The organism is Undibacterium sp. FW305-107, from assembly GCF_058788535.1.
This window is the reverse complement of sequence record NZ_JBYTAV010000005.1, coordinates 192,488-215,824: the sequence shown is the minus strand read 5'-3', so window position 1 is coordinate 215,824 and position 23,337 is coordinate 192,488. Positions and strand designations below refer to the sequence as shown.

The 23,337-nt window shown below is 49.8% G+C and carries 15 protein-coding genes; 8 read left to right on the top strand and 7 right to left on the bottom strand.

The window, feature by feature from the left end; all coding sequences use genetic code 11:
• Together AC3WQT_RS12900 and AC3WQT_RS12895 are read left to right on the top strand one after the other, a co-directional pair.
• Positions 1 to 4,468, top strand: a 4,468-nt coding sequence (locus tag AC3WQT_RS12900; protein ID WP_492704357.1) for a response regulator, incomplete at its 5' end; no start/stop codon positions are given.
• 11 nt (positions 4,469 to 4,479) lie between these two features.
• Positions 4,480 to 5,307, top strand: coding sequence for a CheR family methyltransferase (locus AC3WQT_RS12895; RefSeq protein WP_492704356.1), 828 nt, complete (start codon positions 4,480 to 4,482; stop codon positions 5,305 to 5,307).
• 27 nt (positions 5,308 to 5,334) lie between these two features.
• On the opposite strand, the gene AC3WQT_RS12890 is transcribed toward AC3WQT_RS12895, so the two are convergent.
• Together AC3WQT_RS12890 and AC3WQT_RS12885 are read right to left on the bottom strand one after the other, a co-directional pair.
• Entirely contained in the window at positions 5,335 to 6,378 is a 1,044-nt protein-coding gene (locus AC3WQT_RS12890) for a DNA topoisomerase IB (protein ID WP_492704355.1), read from the bottom strand.
• Between the two features lie 426 nt (positions 6,379 to 6,804).
• Positions 6,805 to 7,014, bottom strand: coding sequence for a hypothetical protein (locus tag AC3WQT_RS12885; RefSeq protein WP_492704354.1), 210 nt, complete (start codon positions 7,012 to 7,014; stop codon positions 6,805 to 6,807).
• 336 nt (positions 7,015 to 7,350) lie between these two features.
• On the opposite strand from AC3WQT_RS12885, the gene AC3WQT_RS12880 reads away from it, so the two are divergent.
• The 3 genes from AC3WQT_RS12880 to AC3WQT_RS12870 are packed head-to-tail and all read left to right on the top strand — an operon-like array spanning position 7,351 to position 11,221.
• Entirely contained in the window at positions 7,351 to 7,920 is a 570-nt protein-coding gene (locus AC3WQT_RS12880; protein WP_492704570.1) for a (2Fe-2S)-binding protein, read from the top strand.
• The gene (locus tag AC3WQT_RS12875; protein WP_492704353.1) at positions 7,917 to 8,948 is read left to right on the top strand and encodes an FAD binding domain-containing protein; all 1,032 of its coding nucleotides are present in this window, start codon (positions 7,917 to 7,919) and stop codon (positions 8,946 to 8,948) included. The genes AC3WQT_RS12880 and AC3WQT_RS12875 overlap by 4 nt, the downstream gene beginning before the upstream one ends.
• Complete coding sequence (locus AC3WQT_RS12870; protein ID WP_492704352.1) at positions 8,945 to 11,221, top strand: xanthine dehydrogenase family protein molybdopterin-binding subunit; 2,277 nt, start codon at positions 8,945 to 8,947, stop codon at positions 11,219 to 11,221. The genes AC3WQT_RS12875 and AC3WQT_RS12870 overlap by 4 nt, the downstream gene beginning before the upstream one ends.
• Before the next feature lie 172 nt (positions 11,222 to 11,393).
• Here the strand turns inward: AC3WQT_RS12870 and AC3WQT_RS12865 are convergent, their stop codons facing one another.
• On the bottom strand, positions 11,394 to 14,810 hold the full coding sequence (locus AC3WQT_RS12865) for a hypothetical protein (RefSeq protein WP_492704351.1): 3,417 nt from the start codon (positions 14,808 to 14,810) through the stop codon (positions 11,394 to 11,396).
• A 136-nt stretch (positions 14,811 to 14,946) separates the two neighbouring features.
• Complete coding sequence (locus AC3WQT_RS12860; RefSeq protein WP_492704350.1) at positions 14,947 to 16,683, bottom strand: hypothetical protein; 1,737 nt, start codon at positions 16,681 to 16,683, stop codon at positions 14,947 to 14,949.
• 346 nt (positions 16,684 to 17,029) lie between these two features.
• On the opposite strand from AC3WQT_RS12860, the gene AC3WQT_RS12855 reads away from it, so the two are divergent.
• Positions 17,030 to 17,650 (top strand): response regulator, encoded by a 621-nt coding sequence (locus AC3WQT_RS12855; protein ID WP_492704349.1) that lies wholly within the window; start codon positions 17,030 to 17,032, stop codon positions 17,648 to 17,650.
• Between the two features lie 18 nt (positions 17,651 to 17,668).
• Positions 17,669 to 19,438 carry an ATP-binding protein gene (locus AC3WQT_RS12850; protein ID WP_492704348.1) on the top strand — a complete coding sequence of 590 codons (1,770 nt, stop codon included), beginning with the start codon at positions 17,669 to 17,671 and terminating at the stop codon, positions 19,436 to 19,438.
• 68 nt (positions 19,439 to 19,506) lie between these two features.
• Here AC3WQT_RS12850 and AC3WQT_RS12845 read toward each other — a convergent pair whose 3' ends face one another.
• Positions 19,507 to 20,577 (bottom strand): DNA-binding protein, encoded by a 1,071-nt coding sequence (locus AC3WQT_RS12845; protein ID WP_492704347.1) that lies wholly within the window; start codon positions 20,575 to 20,577, stop codon positions 19,507 to 19,509.
• Positions 20,578 to 20,782: 205 nt separating this feature from the next.
• On the opposite strand from AC3WQT_RS12845, the gene AC3WQT_RS12840 reads away from it, so the two are divergent.
• On the top strand, positions 20,783 to 21,757 hold the full coding sequence (locus AC3WQT_RS12840) for a site-specific integrase (protein ID WP_492704346.1): 975 nt from the start codon (positions 20,783 to 20,785) through the stop codon (positions 21,755 to 21,757).
• A gap of 120 nt (positions 21,758 to 21,877) precedes the next feature.
• Here the strand turns inward: AC3WQT_RS12840 and AC3WQT_RS12835 are convergent, their stop codons facing one another.
• Together AC3WQT_RS12835 and AC3WQT_RS12830 are read right to left on the bottom strand one after the other, a co-directional pair.
• Positions 21,878 to 22,438 (bottom strand): NUDIX hydrolase, encoded by a 561-nt coding sequence (locus AC3WQT_RS12835; RefSeq protein WP_492704345.1) that lies wholly within the window; start codon positions 22,436 to 22,438, stop codon positions 21,878 to 21,880.
• 307 nt (positions 22,439 to 22,745) lie between these two features.
• A complete protein-coding gene (locus tag AC3WQT_RS12830; protein WP_492704344.1) occupies positions 22,746 to 23,336 on the bottom strand; it encodes a hypothetical protein in 591 nt (196 codons plus the stop codon).
• Position 23,337 lies beyond the last annotated feature (1 nt).

Below are 23,337 nucleotides of genomic sequence, written 5' to 3'. Positions count from 1 at the left end.
CGTCATGGTGGATCAGCTCAGCTCATTTGCGTCTGAAGTAACCCGGGTGGCGCGTGAGGTCGGCACCGAAGGTGTGCTGGGTGGCCAGGCGAATGTGCCCGGCGTTGCCGGTACCTGGAAGGATTTGACCGATAACGTTAACTTCATGGCATCCAACCTGACCGGGCAGGTACGTAACATCGCGGATGTGACGACGGCTGTTGCGAAAGGAGACTTGTCGAAAAAAATCACGGTCGACGTTAAAGGTGAAATTCTGGAATTGAAGAACACCATCAATGTCATGGTGGATCAGCTCAGCTCGTTTGCCTCTGAAGTAACCCGCGTGGCACGTGAAGTGGGCACTGAAGGCAAGCTCGGTGGTCAGGCGTTTGTGAAAGGGGTGGGTGGGACCTGGAAAGATTTGACCGATAACGTCAACTTCATGGCATCCAACCTGACCGGGCAGGTGCGTAACATCGCCGAGGTGACGACAGCGGTGGCGAATGGTGACTTATCCAAGAAAATCACGGCCGACGTCAAGGGTGAAATTCTGCAATTAAAGAACACCATCAACGTCATGGTGGATCAGCTCAGCTCGTTTGCTTCTGAAGTAACGCGGGTGGCGCGTGAAGTCGGTACTGAAGGTAAGCTCGGCGGTCAGGCGAATGTACCTGGTGTAGCGGGTACCTGGAAGGATCTGACCGACTCGGTCAACTCCATGGCGGGTAACCTGACTTCTCAGGTGCGTAATATTGCTGATGTGACGACGGCGGTGGCGAATGGCGACCTGTCCAAAAAAATTACGGTCGACGTGCGTGGTGAAATCTTGCAGTTGAAAGACACCATCAATACCATGGTGGATCAGCTTAATTCCTTCGCTTCAGAAGTGACACGGGTGGCGCGTGAAGTGGGTACAGAGGGGCGTTTGGGCGGCCAGGCGAATGTACCCGGCGCCTCTGGTACCTGGAAAGATCTGACCGATAACGTGAATTTCATGGCATCCAATCTCACCGGGCAGGTACGCAATATTGCCGACGTGACGACGGCAGTGGCAAATGGCGATTTGTCCAAAAAAATCACAGTGGATGTTAAAGGCGAAATTCTGGAATTAAAAGACACTATCAACGTCATGGTGGATCAGCTCAGCTCATTTGCGTCCGAAGTAACCCGTGTGGCGCGTGAAGTGGGTACTGAAGGCAAACTCGGTGGACAGGCGCAAGTAAAAGGTGTTGGTGGTACCTGGAAAGATTTGACCGAAAACGTGAATTTCATGGCGGCCAACCTCACAGCGCAGGTACGGGGTATTGCCGGTGTGGTAACAGCCGTGGCTAATGGGGATCTTAAAAAGAAACTGACCGTGGCTGCGCAGGGTGAAATTGCATCGCTGGCCAATACCATTAATGAAATGACGGACACGCTGGCCGTATTTGCCGACCAGGTAACAACCGTTGCTCGTGAGGTGGGTGTCGAAGGTAAGCTCGGTGGCCAGGCCAGTGTGCCAGGAGCATCGGGTACCTGGAAAGATTTGACCGAAAACGTCAACCAGCTTGCCGCCAATTTGTCGACCCAGGTACGTGCGATTGCAGAAGTGGCGACCGCGGTAACACGAGGGGACTTGTCACGCTCGATTCAAGTTAAGGCACGCGGTGAGGTGTCCGATCTCAAGGACAATATCAATGAGATGATCCGTAACCTGAAAGAAACGACACAAAAGAATGCTGAACAGGATTGGCTCAAAACCAATCTGGCACGCTTTACCCGTTTGCTGCAAGGCCAGCGTGATTTGAGTACGGTCACCAAGTTGATCCTGTCTGAACTGGCGCCGCTGGTATCTGCCCATCATGGAGTGTTTTACATGATGGACTCGAATAACGATGCTCCCTTGCTGGAAATGATCGCCAGTTATGGCTACCGTTCAAGCAGTAAATTACCGACCTCCTTTCTGCCTGGCGAAGGCTTGGTAGGGCAGTGTGCCTTGGAAAAAAACCGGGTATGGTTGACCAATGTGCCGCGTGACTATATCAAGGTATCATCCGGCCTGGGCTCTGCGCCGCCGACTAATATCGTGGTCTTGCCTATCCTGTTTGAACAGCAGGTAAAGGCGGTTATCGAGATTGCCTCGCTCGACAAGTTCACGCAAACGCATATGGGTTTCCTGGATCAGTTGATGGAATCCATCGGCGTTGTTTTGCACACGATTGAAGCGAATAGCCGTACTGAGAGTCTGCTGACTCAATCCCAGTCACTGGCACAAAAACTGCAACAAACGAACCAGGAGTTGGCGGAAAAAGCCAGCCTGCTGTCCGACCAGAATATTGAAGTGGAACGCAAGAATCGCGAGGTCGAACAAGCCAAACTGGCGCTGGAAGAAAAAGCAACGCAACTGGCACTGTCATCCAAATACAAGTCCGAATTCCTGGCCAATATGTCGCATGAATTGCGTACGCCACTGAACAGCTTGTTGATCCTTGCCCAGCAACTGAGTGACAATCCTCAGGGTAATTTGTCTGGCAACCAGGTGGAATACGCTAAGACGATTTTTGGCTCCGGCAGTGATTTGCTGACGCTGATCAACGATATTCTCGATTTGTCGAAAATAGAATCCGGTACCGTCACGCTGGAGCTCAGCGAATCGCGCCTGTCGATACTGGCGTCTTATGTAGAACGTACTTTCCGCCACATGGCAGAAGCCAAGAATATCAATTTCTCGATTACCCTCGACCAAGGTTTGCCAGCTGCGATCAGAACCGATACGACACGCTTGCAGCAGATTCTTAAAAACCTGCTATCCAATGCCTTCAAATTTACCTCACGCGGGGAAGTGCGGCTCAGTATTGGCGTCGTGCAGTCAGGCTGGACTGCTGACCTGCCACAGTTAAGTCATGCTGATGCAGTACTGGCTTTCTCGGTGGCAGATACAGGCGTTGGTATCGCCAGCGACAAGCTGCAATTGATTTTTGAAGCTTTCCAGCAGGCAGATGGCAGTACGGCACGTAAATATGGCGGTACTGGACTGGGGCTTTCCATTAGCCGCGAACTGGCGCGTTTGCTGGGAGGGGAAATCCGTGTGACCAGTATAGTTGGACAAGGCAGTACATTTACATTGTTCTTGCCGTATAGCGGAGGTGGGCTGATTAGCCAGATGCCGCAACAAAATGCAACTTCAGCCCCCCCGACACTCACCAGAGTGCTGGAAGCCCCCATGACTGGTTCTGATGGATTGGCGCGTGCTGTATCGATTGAAGCGGCGACGATGAGCCTGAACTATGCTGAAGGTGAAGCTGCATTCGATGACAGGAATATGATCGCCAGTGGTGATCCTTCCTTGCTGATTGTCGAGGATGATGCCAGGTTTTCTGCCATTTTGCTCGCTTTCGCTAGGGAAAAGGGCTTTAAGGGCATCGTCAGCCAAAGCGGTGATGCAGCGCTGACACTTGCACGCGATTACTGTCCGACCGCCATCCTGCTCGATATAGATCTGCCAGACTGTGATGGTTTTACCGTGCTGGACCGCCTGAAGCGCGACCCAGGCACGCGGCACATTCCTGTACATATAATGTCCAACTCGGACGAGCGCGAGCGCGGTCTGCAACATGGTGCCATTTCTTATCTGACCAAGCCAATCAAGCGCGAAAGGCTGGAAGAGGAATTTAACCGCATACAACAATTCCTGATCAGAAGGAAACGCAGTTTGCTGGTAGTGGAAGATGAAGATTTACAACGTGGCCGCATTGTAGATCTGATAGGTGAGCATGATGTACAAATCACTGCCGTAGAAAGCGGTCAGAAAGCGCTGGAAGCGCTGAGAAGTACACATTTTGACTGTATGGTGCTGGATCTGACTTTGCCTGATATCGATGGTTTTGAATTGCTGGAAACCATCAGCAAAGATAAAAAACTCAGGGACTTGCCTGTCATCATTTATACGGCCAAGGAGTTGTCGCGCAAGGAAGTCACCAAGATACGCAAGGTCGCTAAAACCATCGTCGTCAAAGATGCCCGTTCGCCAGAACGCCTGCTTGATGAAACGGCACTGTTCCTTCATCGCTCGCCTGCCGATCTGCCCGAATTGCAAAGACGCATGCTGGAAGACATGCACGCGTCCGATGGCACGCTGGCTGGGCGCAAAGTACTTGTCGTTGATGATGATTTGCGTAACATCTTTGCCCTGACGACAGTCTTGGAAAGGCAGGATATGAAGGTCGTTTTTGCGGAAAACGGCAGGGATGGCATAGAACTGCTGGAACAGGATCCCGAGATTGAGATCGTCTTGATGGATATCATGATGCCGGAGATGGATGGCTACGATACCATGCGCGCCATCAGGAAAGTACCCAAGTTCAAAAGCATGCCCATCATCACCTTGACGGCCAAGGCCATGAAAGGTGACAGGGACAAGTGCTTTGAAGCGGGAGCGTCAGACTATATTACCAAGCCTGTAGATAGCGCGCAGTTACTGTCACTGATGCGTGTCTGGCTGACGGAATAAGCAGGTATCCGATGAACGCATCAAAAGTCGAGGATATAGAACTCGATATGCTGCTGGAAGCCATTTACCGCTATCGCGGTGATGACTTCCGCGGTTTTGATCGCATGGTATTGGTGGAAAAACTCAATACCTTAATGAAGCAGAATTCGATCAAAACCTATTCAGCATTACAAGACAGCATATTGCATGACAACGCGCAGTGGGATGCTTTATTGCATGCTCTTCTCTTGTGCCCATTTCCCTTGTTTGGCGAACCACAGCGACTACAATTCTTGCGCAGCCAATTATCACCATGGCTGCGTTCACATTCGCATACCCGAATATGGATGGCAGATTGTTCCAGTATTGAAGAAATTTACACCCTCGTTATCTTGCTCCAGGAAGAGCAGGTATACGAAAAAGCGGCAGTCTACGTAACCTGTTCAAACGAAGCACTTTTGCAAGAAATGACGGACACAGGGTTCTCTGTCGGGAAATTCGCTGAGTATGAAAAAAATTACTTTTCAAGTGGCGGGCACGGCAGGCTGGCCGACTACTTTCAGGAAAAAGACGGCAAGCTGATACTAACGGATCATCTGCAAAAAAACCTGATCTGGTCACAATTCAGCCTGATCACGGACACATCGTTTAATGAATTTGAACTGATCAGTTGCCGTAGGGCGCTCCTCAATTTTGGCGTTGCCCTGCGTCACAGGGCCTTGCGCCTGTTCGCTGCCAGCCTTACTCCATTTGGCTTGCTGGATGCGGATTTAGCCAGTCATTACAGCAACAAGATCAATATGGCATGGCATTATCAGGCTATCTCGGATGAATATGGCTTGTACCGATATCATCCTTAAGGCGGAGCTGCTTTTATCATTGATAAATTATTTCTGCCATTTTTGCAAAAGTCTTACCATGATGGTTTCATCTTTTTTCAATGTGAATTTCCCTTTTCTAGCCGCACGTTCACTTGCATGCCATTCCTCTGCCAATGTCCCTTCCATATATGAAATGGCGACTTGTGGATGGATATAGCACTTACGGCAGACTGCCTGAGTATTACCCAGTTTCCGGGCAACCCGGCGGACGGCTTCGGCCAGGTTGCTACGGGCGATTGCCTGTGTTTCTGCCGCGCCGATTTCCAGCAAGGCTTGCACTGCAAAGCTTGTTCCAGCCCAGGTCCTGAAGTCTTTGGCCGTAAAGTCACCATTGGCAGCGCTGCGTATGTAATCATTCACGTCAGTAGAATTAATTGTGTGAATCTGGCCTTCCTCGTCCAGGTATTGAAAGAGTGTCTGGCCAGGAAGGTCCAGCATGGACTTGATGATACGGCATAGTTTTGGTGCTCGTAGCTTGATGGTATGTTTCACACCGCTTTTGCCACGAAAGTCAAACTGAAGATAGGAGCCGGTCAGATGCACATGTTTTTCTCTGAGCGTCGTGATGCCATAAGAATGATTGGTGCGCGCATACTCATCATTACCTATGCGCATGCTGGTATCTTCTATCAGGGCTACTACCGTAGCGATGACTTTCTCGCGCGGTAGTCCCTTCATTGCCAGTGCCTTGCTTACCTGTTTTCTTATCTGAGGTAAAGCCGATGCGAACGGCAGCATGTTGTCGTACTTGGCCTCATCTCTGATGCTACGCCAATCTTTGTGATAACGATATTGTTTGCGTAACCGCGCATCCCTTGCTGTGGCCTGGATATGTCCATCTTCTTGCGTACAAATCCACACATCAGTCCACGCCGGAGGAATGGCCAGGGATTTTATACGTGCCAATGTTTGGCCGTTTTTCAAGGGCTTACCTTGCGGAGTGAGGTATCTGAACGCCGTTTTTCCACGGCTGTTGACAGGGTAGCGTCGAATTCCTGGCATTTGATCGCTGACGTAAGACAAGCCTGCCTTTTTTGCAGCAAATTGCACATCGCTTTTTATTAGTGAAACAGTTTTCTGCCTCTTGATGCCAGAGTTTGCAGCAGGATGTCGGTTTGCGATTGTAGCGGGTGTCATGTCTCAAGCTATTTTTTTAGATTGAGCATCACGATAAAACAGAACGGCACGGCGAGCTGTCAGATCTTTTGATATGTCAGGGTAGGAGAGTAGCTAATCAGGATAAGGCATTGCATGATCGGGAGAGAGTGGTGGAAGCAATGACAGCAAATGTTGTGAATGAAGATAGCGTTAAAGCGTACCGGAACGCTTTAACAGGCTTGGAAATAATAAAGCCATGATGAGACGGTGAAGTCTACATTAGCTACAAATTTCCAAACCTGTTCTTTCCTTGTTGGCTAAGGCAATTGTTCACACAATCGCACAACCACGCTATTCAGTTTGAATAGCAATAAGGAGTTAACGATTTTTGGAATCAGGAGCGGATTTGGAATCGTTACGTTGGGAGTTACCAGAACTATTATTGCCGCTGGCAGATTTTGAGCCCTGGCCGGAACCTTGAGCGTCATTTTTGTGGCTTTGCTGACCGGCCTTCACGTGTTGCTCGTGAGTACCGCCTTGAGTGTTACCAGATTTTTGAGGTTGGTTGTTGTTTGCTTGAGTAGGCATACTTAACTCCTTAAAGTTTTCCGCTGAATGCCGCGGTCGCGTTTTACTGATCGGTTGCAATCAGTAAGGACATCATAGTTGCAATTTTTTTTAGAGGGAGTAGGACCAGCGTAGGAAAACGCGCCATATCCATGTCAGATGATGTAAGCCATATGTTGACGGTGCAGTTTCATGGCTTTGCAAGTTGGCAGTGCGTGTAAAAAAATATTCAAAACCATAGGAATAGAGGTCGATGGCATGAACCTGGTTTTTGCATCTGACAGTCTGTACGCGAACGTACAGTTATTAATGTCGTATGTCTTTAAAATCGAGTCATGCCAGCCAAGAAAGATAGTGATGAATACTGCTGTCGATACCGCGAATCAGTGCACACCTTCAACATCCACCGTTCAGTGCTACCCTGTGCAATACACGATCAATGGGCATGTGCAAAAAATCGATGTCGAGGCCTGGGTCACTTTACTTGACCTGTTGCGTGAAAAATTCAAATTGACTGGTACCAAGAAAGGCTGTGATCATGGTCAATGCGGTGCTTGCACCGTTTTAGTTAATGGGAAGCGTATTAATTCCTGCCTGACGCTTGCCGTCATGCAAAATAATGCCGTTATCATTACTGTGGAAGGTCTGGCTAAAGGCCGCTTGCTTACTCCTTTGCAACAGGCATTCATACAACATGATGCCCTGCAATGCGGGTATTGCACACCTGGTCAATTATGTTCCGCAATAGGCATGATGGCAGAAGGCGAAGTCAGAACTGTAGACGATGTCCGTGAATTGATGAGTGGCAATTTATGCCGCTGCGGGGCTTACCCGCAAATCATGGCGGCTATTACTGAAGTCATGGGCCTGACTACGCCAGAAGACAATACTGGGGCGGACATGGTACCCGGGGCGGTGGCAAAATGAACCCCTTTTCATTCTCTGCTCCTGTTGATGTTGCTGTGGCTTTACAGCAAGTAGGCATGGACAGATCAGGAAAAGCAAAATTCATTGCAGGTGGCACCAATCTGATTGACTTGATGAAGGAACATGTAGAAACGCCCGGCAGTCTCGTTGATATCAATCACTTGCCCTTTACGCTTATAGAGCCCAGTCCTGGTGGTGGCTTGCTGATCGGTGCAATGGTCCGTAATGCTGACACCGCCTATCACCCCTTGGTCAGGCAGCATTATCCCTTGTTGTCTCAGGCGATATTGGCAGGGGCATCCGCTCAAATTCGCAATATGGCCAGTAATGGTGGGAACTTATTACAAAAAACGCGCTGCGTGTATTTCTATGATGTAGCCGTGCCATGTAATAAGCGTCGACCCGGCAGTGGATGCCCTGCCATCGGTGGCTTTAGCCGTCAGCACGCCATACTTGGTGCCAGCGAGATGTGTATTGCTACTCATCCTTCCGACATGTGCGTGGCCCTGGCTGCCTTGCAGGCAATCATTCATGTCCGGTCTTCAGACGCATCAAGGCAGATTGCATTCGCCGATTTTCATCGCCTGCCCGGTGACAGGCCCGACATTGATACCAGCCTGGCTGATGGCGAACTTATTACGCATATCGAATTGCCACCTGCACAGCAATTTGTAGACCATTGCACCTATCTGAAATTGCGTGACCGCGCATCGTATGCCTTTGCACTGGTGTCAGTAGCTGCTGCGCTTGATATCGCAGACGATGGCAGCATACATGAGGCACGCATTGCCCTTGGCGGTGTCGCCCACAAGCCATGGCGCATGCCTCAGGCCGAAGCACTGTTGGCCGGCAAATTACCAACAAGCACAGCGTTTGTCAGGGTTGCAGATTCTTTGTTGAAAGATGCACAGGGGCAGGGCGATAATGACTTCAAACTTGGCATGGCACATCGCGCAGTCGTACGCGCCCTGGAAATGGCAGCCGCTTCTCCTAGGCATCAGCCTGATGTCACAAGGGTGGCAACATGACAGACCTGATCAGCGCATTGCACAGCCCCGTTGCCGATGAGGGAGCAGGTTTCGTCACTACAGGCATGCCGGTCTCCCGCATTGATGGCCGTGACAAGGTCAGTGGTCAGGCGCATTATGCTGCCGACATAGATGATGCAGATATGTTGTATGGAGTAGTGGTCAATAGCAATATCTGCAAAGGACGCATCGCCAATTTTGTGCTGGACCGGGCATTATCCGTGCCAGGGGTGGTTGATATTATCACTTATAAAAATCGTCCCAAAATACGTTCTTTTGATCTGTTCTATAAAGATATGGCGGCACCCGGCGGGTCGCCATTTCGCCCTCTGTACGATGAAAAAATTCTATATAGCGGACAGCCAGTGGCATTGGTACTAGCCCAGACGCTTGAGGCCGCGAGCTATGCGGCTTCGCTGGTGGAGGTTCACATCGATATTGAAAAACATGAAACCGATCTGAAGAACAACTTGCAACATGGCCGGGAACCCGGCAATACGCGAGGCGGTTCACCACCACCCAGAGAAAAAGGCAATGCTGACGAGGCCTATGCACAAGCCGCATTCAAAATTGAAGCCGAATATTGCAGTGCTGCCGAACATCACAATCCCATGGAATTGTTTGCCACTACGGTAATACATGATGATGACGGCCATCTGATGATTTATGACAAGACCCAGAGCTCACAAAACAGCCGCTGGTATGTCAGCCGCGTGTTTGGTCTTTCCAGCGATAAAGTCACGGTAAGAAACCCTTATGTAGGTGGCGCCTTTGGTGCTGGCTTGCGGCCGCAATACCAATTGCCTCTGGCCGTGATGGCTGCCCTTAAATTGCAACGTTCGGTCAAAGTCGTCATGACACGTCAGCAAATGTTTGGCATAGGTCATAGACCCGAAACCGTGCAGACTGTGAAGCTGGCTGCCGACCAGGATAGCAAGCTGAAGTCGATTATCCATAAAGCCATCACAACTACATCCCGCTTTGAAGAATATGTAGAAACCATCGTCAACTGGTCTGGACAGCTTTACGCATGTGACAACATCAAACTTGCTTATGAGCTGGTCAGTCTGGATCAATCCAGCCCGGTGAATATGCGCGCACCAGGTGCCGCGCAGGGCATGCATGCGCTGGAAGTGGCGATGGATGAACTGGCTTACCAACTCCGCATGGACCCGCTTGCATTCCGCTTGAAAAATTATGCTGATATTGACCCTTCTACGAGCTTGCCGTATTCGACCAAAGAACTGCGCGCCTGCTACCAACAGGGGGCCGCCCGCTTTGGCTGGCAAAACCGGCCCCTGGAGCCTCGCTCCATGCGTGAGGGGAATGAACTCATCGGTTACGGCATGGCTACCGGCATATGGGATGCCATGCAATTCTTTGCACGCGCCAGTGCAGTGTTGCACGCCGACGGTCGTCTGGTGGTTAGCAGCGCTGCTTCTGATATAGGGACGGGCACTTATACCGTCATGGCCATGATTGCTGCGACAAGCATGGGGCTGCCGCTAGAAAAAATCGTCTTCCAGTTAGGTGATTCCACTTTGCCGGTGGCACCGGTAGAAGGTGGCTCATCCCATGTCATGACAATAGGTTCGGCGGTACAAGGAGTATGTGAAAAGTTGCAAAAGCACTTGTTCAAGCTGGCGAAGAAAATGCCTGAGTCATGCTTTGCCAAAACCAGTTTCAAACAGGTAGAATTTGCCGATGGCAGCATGCGCATCCATGGAAAAGCAGATGCCGCCATTTCATTGACAGATATCATGTCTGCTGCAGACGAAACGCGCATAGAAGAAAAATACCTGATGTTGCCATCTGTATTGAAACAACACAAATACCAGCGGGCTACCCATTCAGCTGTGTTTTGCGAAGTCAGGGTAGACGAGGCATTGGGCACTGTGCGTGTGACACGCGTGGTCAGCGCGATCGCGGCCGGGCAGATCATCAACACCAAGACCGCACGCAGCCAGATCACTGGCGGCATAGTCTGGGGTATCAGTCAGGCATTGCTGGAAGAAAGCTGTATGGATCACAAGCTGGGCCGCGTCATGAATCACAGTCTTGCCGAATATCACATAGCCGTGAATGCAGACATCCATGATATTGACGTGATTTTTGTTGAAGAAGATGACCGCATTGTCAGCCGCCTGGGCGCAAAAGGCGTAGGAGAAATTGGCTTGATAGGTGTGGCTGCCGCGGTCAGTAATGCGATCTTTCACGCAACCGGCCGTCGTTTGCGTAGCTTGCCGATGACACCCGAAAAAGTCATGCAATAGACACTCATATAATCCAGGTCGGGACACTCTGTTAATTCCGGCTTTTTACATATGTCTATACGGTCTGACGCCAATATACTGCTTACCCTGCCTCGCTGAAAAACACCCGCTGGTGCGGGTGTCATACAACTAGTTTTACAGCCGGTTTTATAGCAAAATACGCCCAGTTTGTTCATGGGCCGAAACGGTTGATTTTGCCACTGATGACCATCATCAGACTGTAATAAGCCATTAGCAAGGCTTGGGCAACCTGGACATCTTTATCTTTCGTAAAAGGTGCCAGCATACCACCTGCGTTGAAAGCGAGATTACCGAGTGTGTCTGGCACGATGGCTGGGTCGTCATCGGGGCCGTCAGACTTGGCCTCGATGGTATAGTAAATATTGGCAATAACTGGTGTGTTCCAGGTCAGATTAAGAGCGAATTCCAACCACTGTGACAGTGCTGATCCGGCAAAAAAAAGGTCTATCACGAAGCCTTTGAGGAGAGAGATATCGGTGAGGATGCCGTTGAGTTTCTGATCCCAGCGCAGACCACGCCACATGATCGTCGAGATGTCTGGCGATACATAGGCGATGTTGGACACGGCAGCGATTGCAGGCCAAATGATGGTCGGCTTTGGCAATGGGTCCTCTCCTTCGCGGGCGGGTGGTGATACAGGAGGAGTGTTGAAGGAGGCCAGTATCATTCCCAGGGCACCTGCGATGGTGCAAAAACCAGTCACAAACGCAAAAGTCTCCAGTGCTTTACCATCGATTACTGGTGTATCGGTGGCCGCCATCAGATGCGCATCAGCCCTCACGCGTTGCGGGGCTGCATTTGACTGACGTGAGGGGGCAAGTATCTGTTGAACTTCAGTAAGTCCGACTGCGCTGATCAATGATTTTGTCAGTGCTGCATCATGCGGATATGGAGTGGAACCCGAGGCGATCTTGTAGACGATGGTGGCCGGTATGGCGCTGATGAGGCAGATCAAATCCAGGAATGACAGATCTTCATCCGCAACTTCATGGTATAGCCAGGACAGCACCGGAATATCTATTTTTGCCGTCAGCAAATCCAGGATGCCACCTGCAAGCTGGGAGAGCACGTCAACAGTGGCCAGCACAATATTCTCTGTGGTTTGCAACAGGCTGTCGGCGACGATGGTGAGGAATTTCTGTAATATCTGCGTCAGCGACAGCGTCCCGAATTGGTCGATGATGCCAGTCTTGAGTGAATTGGCAGCACCACTCAGCGTGGCTTCTTCGCGCGAGAGCAAGTCTAGCAAGTCTTTGAATATGGATTCTGTGAGGGTGGGGGTAGTGTAGGAAGAAACGGCAGCGCTTGCATTGCCTTGAAAATGATGCAAGCCAAGATTGGCCGGTGCACTATGTTGGCCGTCCAGCGGTCCGTGCGCCGCAGCGGTCGTATCGGGGGTTTGTCCGAAGGGGGGGATGTCGGCCCATTTATTGATGTCGTTTTGCAGGCTGGTGAATGCTGCTGTGATCTCTGCCTTGTCGGCACGCAAATTGGTGATGGCTTGGCGAACATATTGGGTAAAGACATTCTTCATTACTTTATGTGTGGCGACTATGTCCTTCCATAAGAAGAGAAACTCCAGGAACAGTATCAAATCTTCGATTGCGGTTTTGATGGCGTTAAATACCCATTTGACTGCGCCAACGACAGCTTCAGCACTATCGAGAATGCCTTGATAGACCTTGCCAGCGATTTTGGCGATAATACTCCATACCCCGCTTGCCGCATCTTCGACGATATCGACGGCGCTTTCCACGCCCGACTCCAGCCACTGGAAGATATCACCAGCATCGGCAACGATGGCATCCGGGAAACTGACCAACGCCAATGTTTGCCTGGGCGCTGGCAGCTTGCCGGAGAGGAGGGACGGGTGTTGGGGCGCGCTACTTGCAAGCCTGGTGTACGCCGCCATCAACTTGCTGTTGGATTTCGCCACCGTCTTGAGATCACTGCCGGGAGTGTCTGGCGGCACCAGCGGACGTGTGCTGCCATCGGCATTGGTGATCACTGCGGTTGTCAGGCTCGCTTCAGAATTGAGCTGTGCCACTTTGTTCATCGGCCCATCCATGGGGTTGATGGACACCGTTGTTCCACCCGGTACAGAGACGACAAACCGTGTGCCATGGATGGTATTGTCCACGCTTTCGATGATAGTGACACTGCCGAGTTGATCGGTATTTACGGTGACTGGTGTGGTGTCGAGCACGTAGTACAGATTGTTGATGAAGAAGCTGCCGCGTGACAGTGCGCTTAGCATTAGCGGCGAATTGGCTACTGGCCGATTGCTATCGTCGCTTAACTGTAGTCTGGTGGTGTAAGAAGAAAAACTGTGCGGTACAGTAATTGGTGCCGGTGCTGGCATGTTGATCCTGTGGCTAGTCCATAAACCTGTCTGCGGTGACCGCGTCATCTTGAATATGGCATCGTCGCCGACGGCAAACAGGGTGTTGCCAGAATTGGCTCTGTTGACATACGGCGAAACCTGATCGATACCTGACAGTATCGGCAGCGGGTGACTCCAGGCTGTGGCTGTCGTCAACGCCTGGTTGGCGCAGACGGAATAAAATACCTGATCATCCTGATTCAAGCCCCAGATATAGGTCTGGCTGTCAGTGCGATAGGCGAACAAACGTGTTACGCCAAGCAGCAAGCTGTGTTCAAACAGTAAAGTCGCGGTGGCAGAATCTTGCTGTGCCGCGCTGGCGAAATAATACAATGCGCTGCCGCTGGTCACGAATAAGTCTGTAGACATGTCCGGATTACGGGTCGCTGCGATAGCGTCGGCAATGATTCCACCGGGCAGGTCAAGCCGGGTCGGCATTGGCGGGCCATCGCCAAAAATATTGATCAGCGGGGCAAACACCAGTTGGCCGCTGCTACCAGCCTTGCCTGCGGTATAGATGCCGTCCACCATGCCATTGGGCAGACGGCCCATGCAACTGCTGTAGTGACCCGTTTCGACGTCGACAGGCAAATCGTGGCGATGCCAATAATAACCATCCGTTTTTGTGGGGTCAATATAAAACCTGATGACGTCCTGGACGGGGCTGGCAGGGTCGCGCAGTATATCGACAACGATATACTGTCCACCACTGCCAGTTTCACCCAAGAAAACATGGGCGATCTCCAGTGTGGTGGGCTTTACCATAGGATTGTCGAACTGAATTGAATGCCAGTTCGGTGCGCTTGCCCAACTGATATCTGTGTTGGAATTGCCCAAGCAAAGATATAACTGGTCTCCAGAATTGCCGGTCACCACCATGGCGATACCGAGCGAACCATCGTTGGCACTTTGACCCGCTTCAAAAGTACGGCAGGCAGCGTTAGTTTGTCCTGGAAAATCTAGCTTGATGCGCGCGGAACTCAAGTCAATTTTTGACCAGCCAGCGACAGATTGGCCACTGCTTTCGCAGATCAGGTTAAACACGCCATCGGTATCAATTGCAAACAACAGGGTATGTCCGTCTGCAGTCTGCAAAGCTTCAAATTTTTTTTGCGGTGAAATTAATTCGGCATGCAGATAATTTTTCATCAATTCGGATGAAAACGTCAGTTGTGCGTTAGACATTGCGTTCCTCATTCTGTATGGTTTGGATATGGAGCGTCCAGGCATGGTGGACACTCCGTTCGGTCTTGTGATGTCAGTCCTGCGCTGATCAGTTCAAGTCCGGTTCAAATCCGGCCTGACACCAGCCAAGCATCCATCAACTTGGTTTTACATAGGTAATTTTTGCGACCAGGTCCTGGTGCTCAGAAAACGCCACGTCTTTATAGGTAAATACGCGCGCCCCTGGAAACACGAAACTTTGCAATCCCAGACCGGGAATATCGGTGATCTTGGTAGACAGGTAACCGGTGACATTCTTTTTAATGTCTTCACCAATATCCTTGACGCTGGTGAAATGATTAGCAAACCAGCCAGCGTCTGGCGATTTGGAATTATCTTCCGGGGTACTGACAGGATTGCTGATTTGCAGTTGCCCGTTTTGCCCGACTGACAGCGTATAAACATCGGTCAGAGTTTTGTCAAACGGGTTGTAGGTCACATCTGATAAATCCCACTTCACATAGGCCCTTATCTTCAGATGCTGCACGATAGTGATCTGGTTTCCTTTGAAGCTGACGCTGCAGTCATAATTACTCCAGAGTTTCAACTTCCCATAAGTTGCTCCAGCACTTGTATGGTCTTCGGCACAGCTGTGATAACTGATGCTCAACACAGCGTCGCCACTGGGTGGGATAACGACGGTTTGCGGTGTTTTTCCCGGGCTCAAAGTCCAGTTATAATCGACAATACCGGTAATCGGTGCCCAAGTATGGTCGCAGGTAACATACACACTAACGCCGATGCAGGAATTGCGAATGACGGGCATCAGAATGTTTTGATAGTAGTTCGCCAGCGTATTGCGGTTGATGGCGATCACACCACTTTCATTGTTAAGCTCTGTGGGATCGACCCAGTTCCAGTCAAAGCTGGCCACTCCAGGCAAAGCGTGATTGTTGGCGGCACACAGATAATTCAATGTGGTGACCTTTTTCTGATCAGGTGTGGGGGTGGGGATGACGACACCGTTGCCATCGAGAAAAAGACCAACTTCCCGTTCTATGCCGGTTAGACGCAATGTGGAGCCATCAGGTGTGTTGGCGACTGCGTGAACTGACAGCACAGGTACGCCATGCGCCTTGAGTGTCGCAAAATAACCATTCACGAAAGAACGTGTCAGCACCGTGGCGGCATCCGAAGTCGGCGCGAGCCCCTCTATCACTGGGATAGACTCCAGTGCAGCATTGTCCAGGTCAAACAGCAACTGTTGCAGGCTGAATGCACCAGACCCGAGATTGACCAACTGATTCAGGAGAGCTGTTTTCTCGGCCGGATGACTGTTGAAGTAGGGTGTGTCGAGCTCTTTGCTCAGATCTTGATAGACCAGATTGACCTTGGTCGTAAAATACCAGGATTTGTTGGCAGGTTGCGACCAGACATTCCACGCGCCAACGCTGCTGAAACCACCTGGCGGCGTATTCTGGATGATTTGAAATTCACTGCACAAGAGATTGAAGGTGACATTGTTTGCTGATGAACCCAGGCTAACGATGGCAGGTAAGTCCTGCGGCAAGATGCCGGGCGGTAACCCCAGTTTCATTTTGATGCCAACCATGAAACGGCGCATCGTCAACGCGGTGATGCGAGGATCGCTGTAAGTGGTGCCGTCAGGTATCGTAAAGGGGTCAATGCCATCGGTACGCGCCTTGAGATCAGCCAGACTGATGGCAATAGTGGGATTACCCAAATCGTCAGCAAGAAAGCAAAACACCGTTTCGGGTTGCGAGATTGTACTCAGATACTCTTTCAGTCCATCGTTAATACTGGCCTCAGTTGTTGCAACCACGAAGTCATAGTTATATTTAGGGCTTGAAAGAAAAGATTGATTTGCAGACATGATGTTCCTTATCGGTTAGAGGGTTATGTAGCGGTAGCTAATCTTTGCCATCGCAGTTAACAAACAACAGGAAACTAAAAATCTGATACTGCTCATTTCCTTACCAGATCAACGCACTAACGGTGCCCGTGGCAGCTGACAAGCTCCTTAGTCATTGTGAAATAGGAACAGCTTTTAAAATGTTGGCTGGCTGTGGAGGCTTATCGATGGCTGTCTGTTATGCAATCCTTTAATTTCCTTTTTTGCATTATAGTGAGACAATAATTTTCATTAAATAGTCTGATTGGACTATAGAACTGCAATCTGCTTACTTGCTATGCTCCACACGAAACCAGTGAATGCCGTTATGTTGCCGACCACCATTCTCCTTGTTGACGATCATGCTTTAATGCGGGCTGGCCTCGCACTGCTATTACGTTCAAGTATTTCCGAAGCTCAAATTGTGGAAGCGGCCTCACTTGATGAAGCCATGCACTCTACCGCCCAGGTGCCCAGCATTGTCCTGCTGGATATTCAATTGCAGGGGTTGAATGGTCTCGATGGAATTGCGCTGCTTCAGCGTAAGTGGCCGCAAGCGCCTATTGTCATGCTTTCCTCGGACTCGTCGCCAAAAACGGTGCAACAAGCACTTGAGAGAGGGGCTATTGCTTTTGTCTCCAAAGGAGATACTGCTGATAACATACTTACGCTTGTCGGCCAGGTGCTAAGTGGACGGGTAATAAAATTCCCTCGTCCTGGCGAGGCGGATACAAACGAAAATCGTTTTGAGCAGACACATTTGACGCCGCGACAAAGCGAGGTATTGAATTTACTTTGCCAAGGATTGGCTAACAAAGTGATCGCACGACGACTCAATCTTTCAGAAAATACTGTACGCGCCCATGTGCAAGCGGTACTGGCATTCCTGCAGGTTACAAGTCGTTCTGAAGCGATTTTCGTGGCTCATCGCCGCGGGCTGATCGGTTAGCCGGAGAGATCAAAGCGGATGCAAGTCAACCAGGCGATTCTTGGCGAGCGTGTACGGTATGCAGAAAGTAATTTCCTTGCTACCGCACTCATCAATCTGACCGGAGTATGCGCAACTACATGGGTATTTTGGAGTATCGTCAACCATGTCTATTTGCTTGGGTGGGTAGGGTGCTTTGTTGGTTTAACTATCACCTGGTTTCTAGTTATCCGACAATTTCGCGGACATTCATTAAATGCAGAACAAATCTACCGTTTGTTCGGTTTCATCAGATTGCTTGGTTTTGCAACCAGTGTCGCCTGGGCTGTAGGCATGTTTTTCTTTTTCCCCTTCGGTCAACCCTTGGAGCAGTTCGCATTCTTTTGTGCGGTCATTTTGCTGGGGGTTTGTACGGCAATTTATTTTGCACATGACTTTCGCGCCTTCCTTAGCACTTTCCTTCCATTTGGCCTATCAGCCGTTTGCATCATGGCGAGCCAAAGACCGTTTATTTTGCCGTTGGTGCTGTCAATTACCATGTTCATTCCTACACTGACAGTATTCGCACGCTATCTGAGTAAAATGGTAAGTGATTCATTGCGACTACGTTTTGAAAATATTGAACTGGTTGCTGAACTCAAGACACAAAAAGAAGTGGCTGAATCCGCGACCTTGGCGAAATCTCGCTTCATGGCTGCAGCCAGTCATGATTTACGCCAGCCTGTCCATGCGCAAGGCTTATTTTTAGAAGTCCTCGCTCGCAGCGAACTTTCTGCTGACCAGCGACAGGTTTTGGGTAACATTCGCTCAGCATCTACCGCATCCGCTGAAATGCTGGACAGCTTGCTCGATTTTTCGCGCATCGAAGCAGGTGTCATCGAGGCAAATGTACGCTCATTTCACCTGCAAGCCTTGTTGAACAAGATTGAAAATGATCTCGCACCGCAAGCCAATATCAAAGGCATTGTGTACCGTTTGCGAGAAACAAACATTGCCGTTCAGTCCGACCCTGCACTGGTGGATTTGATCATACGTAATCTGATATCAAATGCGATTCGCTATACCGATCAGGGAGGTATCTTGGTGGCGTGCCGCAGACGCGGTGATTATGCTGTGATAGAGGTATGGGATACTGGCATCGGTATCCCGGTATCTCAGCATAAGGAAATTTTTCGAGAGTTCCATCAACTCGGCAATCCTGAACGAGATCGTCGAAAAGGACTGGGATTGGGTCTTGCGATTGCCAACGGTTTGACGCAGAAACTTGGGCATTTATTAGAATTGAGGTCCCGCCCGGGACGAGGCAGCGTGTTCAGACTGGTCTTACCTTTGACCAATGCCAGTGTTGTGGCTCAAAATGACATTGGTGACGCGCTCTGCAACACGTACAAAATCAGTGCCAGAGTGCTGGTAATTGATGACGAGGCATCCGTACGAAATGGTATGACTCAATTACTGGATGCCTGGGGCTGTCAATGCAACGCCGTTGAATCAATCGAAGATGCACTAGTGACTACTCGACTGCTTGCGCCGGAAATCATTATCAGTGACTACCGCTTGCGGGAATTGAATAATGGTGCTCAAGCTATTGCCATAGTACGCAAGCAATGTGGTGAGGACATACCCGCGCTTTTGATCACCGGCGATACCGCACCGGAGCGACTTCGGGAAGCAAGTGCCTCGGGTATTCCTTTACTGCACAAACCGGTTTCTCCTGCGCTACTTTATCGCCGAATGACTGAGTTGCTGAATGAGTCACGGCACGGATTTGACAATGAACGAACAGAAGTACACGAGTTCAATCAGTAATAAAGTATCTCCGGGCAAGCGCGGTGATTGCCTGAAATCAAGAGCAGAATATTAGAGAGTTGATTAAGCTAATCGGTTGCTGGCTTATTTGTTTCATGCACGGGGGATAACCCTTTCCTACTCAAAGTTATTCTGTCAGCAAGAATAGATCTGAGTTCCACCATCATATTTTGCTGCGCTTCGATCTTTGCAATAGCGCTTGCCTGCTCGACTTCCATCCTGTGTATCTGTTCCTTTTGGTTATTGCCTGCCGCAACAGACTGAAGCAGCAGTGCCTCCAGTTCTTTGATTTTGATGTCTTTTTCTTTCAACTGGGGTTCCAGCACCTTTGCCCGTTGCTCTATCGCACGCAGTGCATCTATCTGGCTACTGAGCTTTCGGTGGCTGGCCTGTTCGTCATAAATCGTTTTTTGCGCTTGTGATATTTCAGCGACCCAGCGTGCCCCGTCCTGGTTGAGACGAGTTACTTCATTCTGTTTGGCGACTAATGCCTGTTGCAGTTGCCGTAATTCAGCCTGGAGTTGTTGCACTTGCTGCTCGTGGCTACGGATGTCCTGGTTCCGTTGCTCTTTCACCGAGTTGCGGTAATGTTCAAGAGCATCCCGGGCATGTTGATGCTTCTCTTCGAGCGATAGCCGGTGGACATCATTTTCAGCCAGACGTTCCTTGAGATCGATCACTTGCTGGGCCAGGGTATGGTGGGCCATGGACTCACTTTGCAATACCTCTTTTGTTTGCTCGTGTGCTTCGATTTCTTGCTTGATGGCTGCAATTGTCAGATCCAGTTTTTCTTTTACTTGTGCATGTTTTGAGGTGACTTCTTTAATTTCTGCGGCATGCTGCAGATCCTTTTCAGTGAACTCCATAGACATGTCAACAATACGGCTACTTGCCTCGGATTCTAACTGGCTAGCGAGCTGAGCGACCAGGTTTTGTAGGGCTGCACTGATCGAGGTTTTTCCATCCACTGGGCTACCACTTTCTTCTTCCAGTTCCTTTAAATATTTATGAATAGTGGTTTTTGAACCAGTATTGCCTAGCGCAATTCTCACCGCATCTACTGACGGATGACGTCCTTGGGCCAAGATTGAATTACGTGCTTTTTCAACTTCAGGTTTAAGCAATCCGGTTCTGGCCATGTTTTACTCCATGAAATTTAGTAATGTGGTACGTATTATGTAATTACATACTATTTAATTATAAATTACAAGGTTAAGCATAAATTAATTAACACCGGATAAGATAGGTTTATCCAGTGTCATGGTCAAAAATGGACTAAAATCGACGAATTATTTGATATGGTACCAATTGGCCAATGAAACGAGAATTTGGGGCAGATGCAGCATGAGCAAAATCGATCATTACTTGCATGCCGGCACCCGCGACAATACGCGGGTCGCGTATCAATCGGCTGTCAGACACTATGAAGTGGAGTGGGGCGGTTTCTTGCCTGCTACAAGTGAAAACATCACCCAGTACCTCGTTGATCATGCCGAAAAACTCGCCATCAACACATTGCGCCAGCGCCTGGCCGCTTTGGCGCAGTGGCACATAGACCAGGGGTTCCCAGACCCAACCAAAGCCCCCTTAGTCAAAAAAGTACTGCGAGGCATACAAAGAGAGCATCCAGCACAGGAAAAACAAGCCAAGCCTTTTCAGCTTGACCAGCTCGAAATTGTTGATCGCTGGATAGAGCAGGCGATTGCCACTGCGAATGCAACCGGCGACCGGGCTGCAGAATTGAGGCACACCAGGAACCGGGCATTGCTGCTTTTGGGTTTCTGGCGCGGGTTCCGCGGAGATGAGCTGACCCGCCTGCAGGTGGAATACATTGAGATCATTCCTGGTCAGGGCATGAGTTTTTTCTTACCCTATACAAAAAGTGACCGCCAGAATAAAGGCGTAACTTTTAAAGCGCCGGCACTAAAGCAGTTCTGCCCAGTTGCCGCTTATGCGGCCTGGAAAGAATTGGCGGCACTTGAGTCCGGCCCAGTATTCAGATCGGTGAACCGCTGGGGGCAAATTGGGGAGCAGGGACTTCATATGGACAGCTTGATACCTCTGCTGCGTACCATATTCAAGGATGCTGGCATCACTAACCCCAATAACTATTCGGCGCACTCACTAAGGCGTGGATTCGCCAACTGGGCAACGGGTAATGGTTGGGATCTGAAAACCCTCATGGAATACGTAGGCTGGAAAAGCGTACAAAGCGCCATGCGGTATGTGGATGCGGCCGATCCTTTTGCGCAGCACAGAATTGAGTCAAGTTTGAGCACATCAGACCAAATGCCTGGATCTATGTCCATGCTGAAGTAGGAGTTTTGGCTGCGCATGCCACTGGCACGTCAAAAAACTCTTGAATCATTTGGCAAATCCTGATGAAAATCAGTGTTCTTTTACAAAAAAAGAATAGGCATTTTTCAGTCTTGGAATGTATTACTCTAAAGCTGTTGCATAGGTGTTCTCGCTATTTACTAACTTAGCAATGAAGCGTTTCATATGTGGGTCTGTGCGCTCAAGCGGAACTTCTTCGAACGAAAACCAACGTACATCCACAAACTCGCCTTCATCAAATTTAAAACTTTGGTGGCGACTGGCGCGCACTACGTACCATAGCGAAACGTCCGTATGTCCTGCTGTCAGTCCTACAGTCGTTGTTATGGTCACGAATAGAGGTGCCCCTATTGGATGTGATGCCGCAAAGCCGAGTTCCTCTTCTAATTCACGCTCAACTGTGACACGCGGATGTTCGCCTTTTTCAACATGTCCACCTGGCGGAAGCCACAAATGGGCATTCCTATGATCCACCAATAGGACATGTCCATCATCTACAACGACAAAATATGACACGAGATGCATTGGCGGCGTGGCTGGCTTTGCTATGCGACACAAATCAACCCCGGAGTCTATCCATGCAAGGCAACGGGAAATATCATCACGCTCCATGGCGTCGAAGGGAGCGATAGAAATAACTTCATCTCGGATTTTCTTACGCATAGTAGTTTTTAGTAGTTAGTGGTGCTTTGCAATGAGCGGCATGAACGGGAGAGCATTATGCAGCAAATCGATTGCTGGAAACATATTAAATATTGACGCAATTTTACGAGAAATCCATGCCTTTATTCTGGAGGCTATTTTACATAATATAAATTATGCGAAATTATAGTCATTAAGGGCAAGCCAAAAATGATTGTAAAGAATATTGAAAATTATCTAAACAAGCGCGACAAATGGTTTCTATTTTATCGGGCCCAACGCCGTCGGCTTGCCTCCGCGTCTGGTATCGGAGCTGCATTTCAGCAGCTTATTTAGAATCTGCTTTCGTTGCACTACCATTTTGCAATTCTGGATGCTCAGTCAGTAATTGTTTTTGCATGGCGGTGATGCGACGTAATTTTTCTTCGCCTTTGGCAATCTCTGCCGGTGCTATACCCATGTTACGGGCGCGAGTGATTGCTTCGCGCAAGCGTGGAAGCTCTTCGTCTGCGGCCTGTACATAGGCAGCATACAGGTGCGTGTTTTGGCGGGCTTCGTACTTCTGGTAGGCTTTCGGATCAGCCAGTTCGGCTGCAGTGGGCATTTCCTTAGTGCCTTGATCATGCTGGATAGGTGGCGTGCGTGGATCGCCATCGCGGGTAGCCGCCAGGCTCTGGGCAGCAGAAAGTTGTGGCCCGGTAGGTAGCAACGGCACGAATTTTCTTTCCTCTGTGCGCTCTGGAAATGGCGGCGGCCACGAGGCTGCACGCTCACGTTCAGGCTTTCCTGGTCCAATGGAGCTGGAAAGATTGACTTTGGCTTGCTGTTGGGTCTGGCTGTCTTCAGGCTGCGGCCAGAATTGCCAGACTGTCAGTCCTGCCGTTACCGTGATTGCTGTTGCGATGAAAATGCTCTTCATA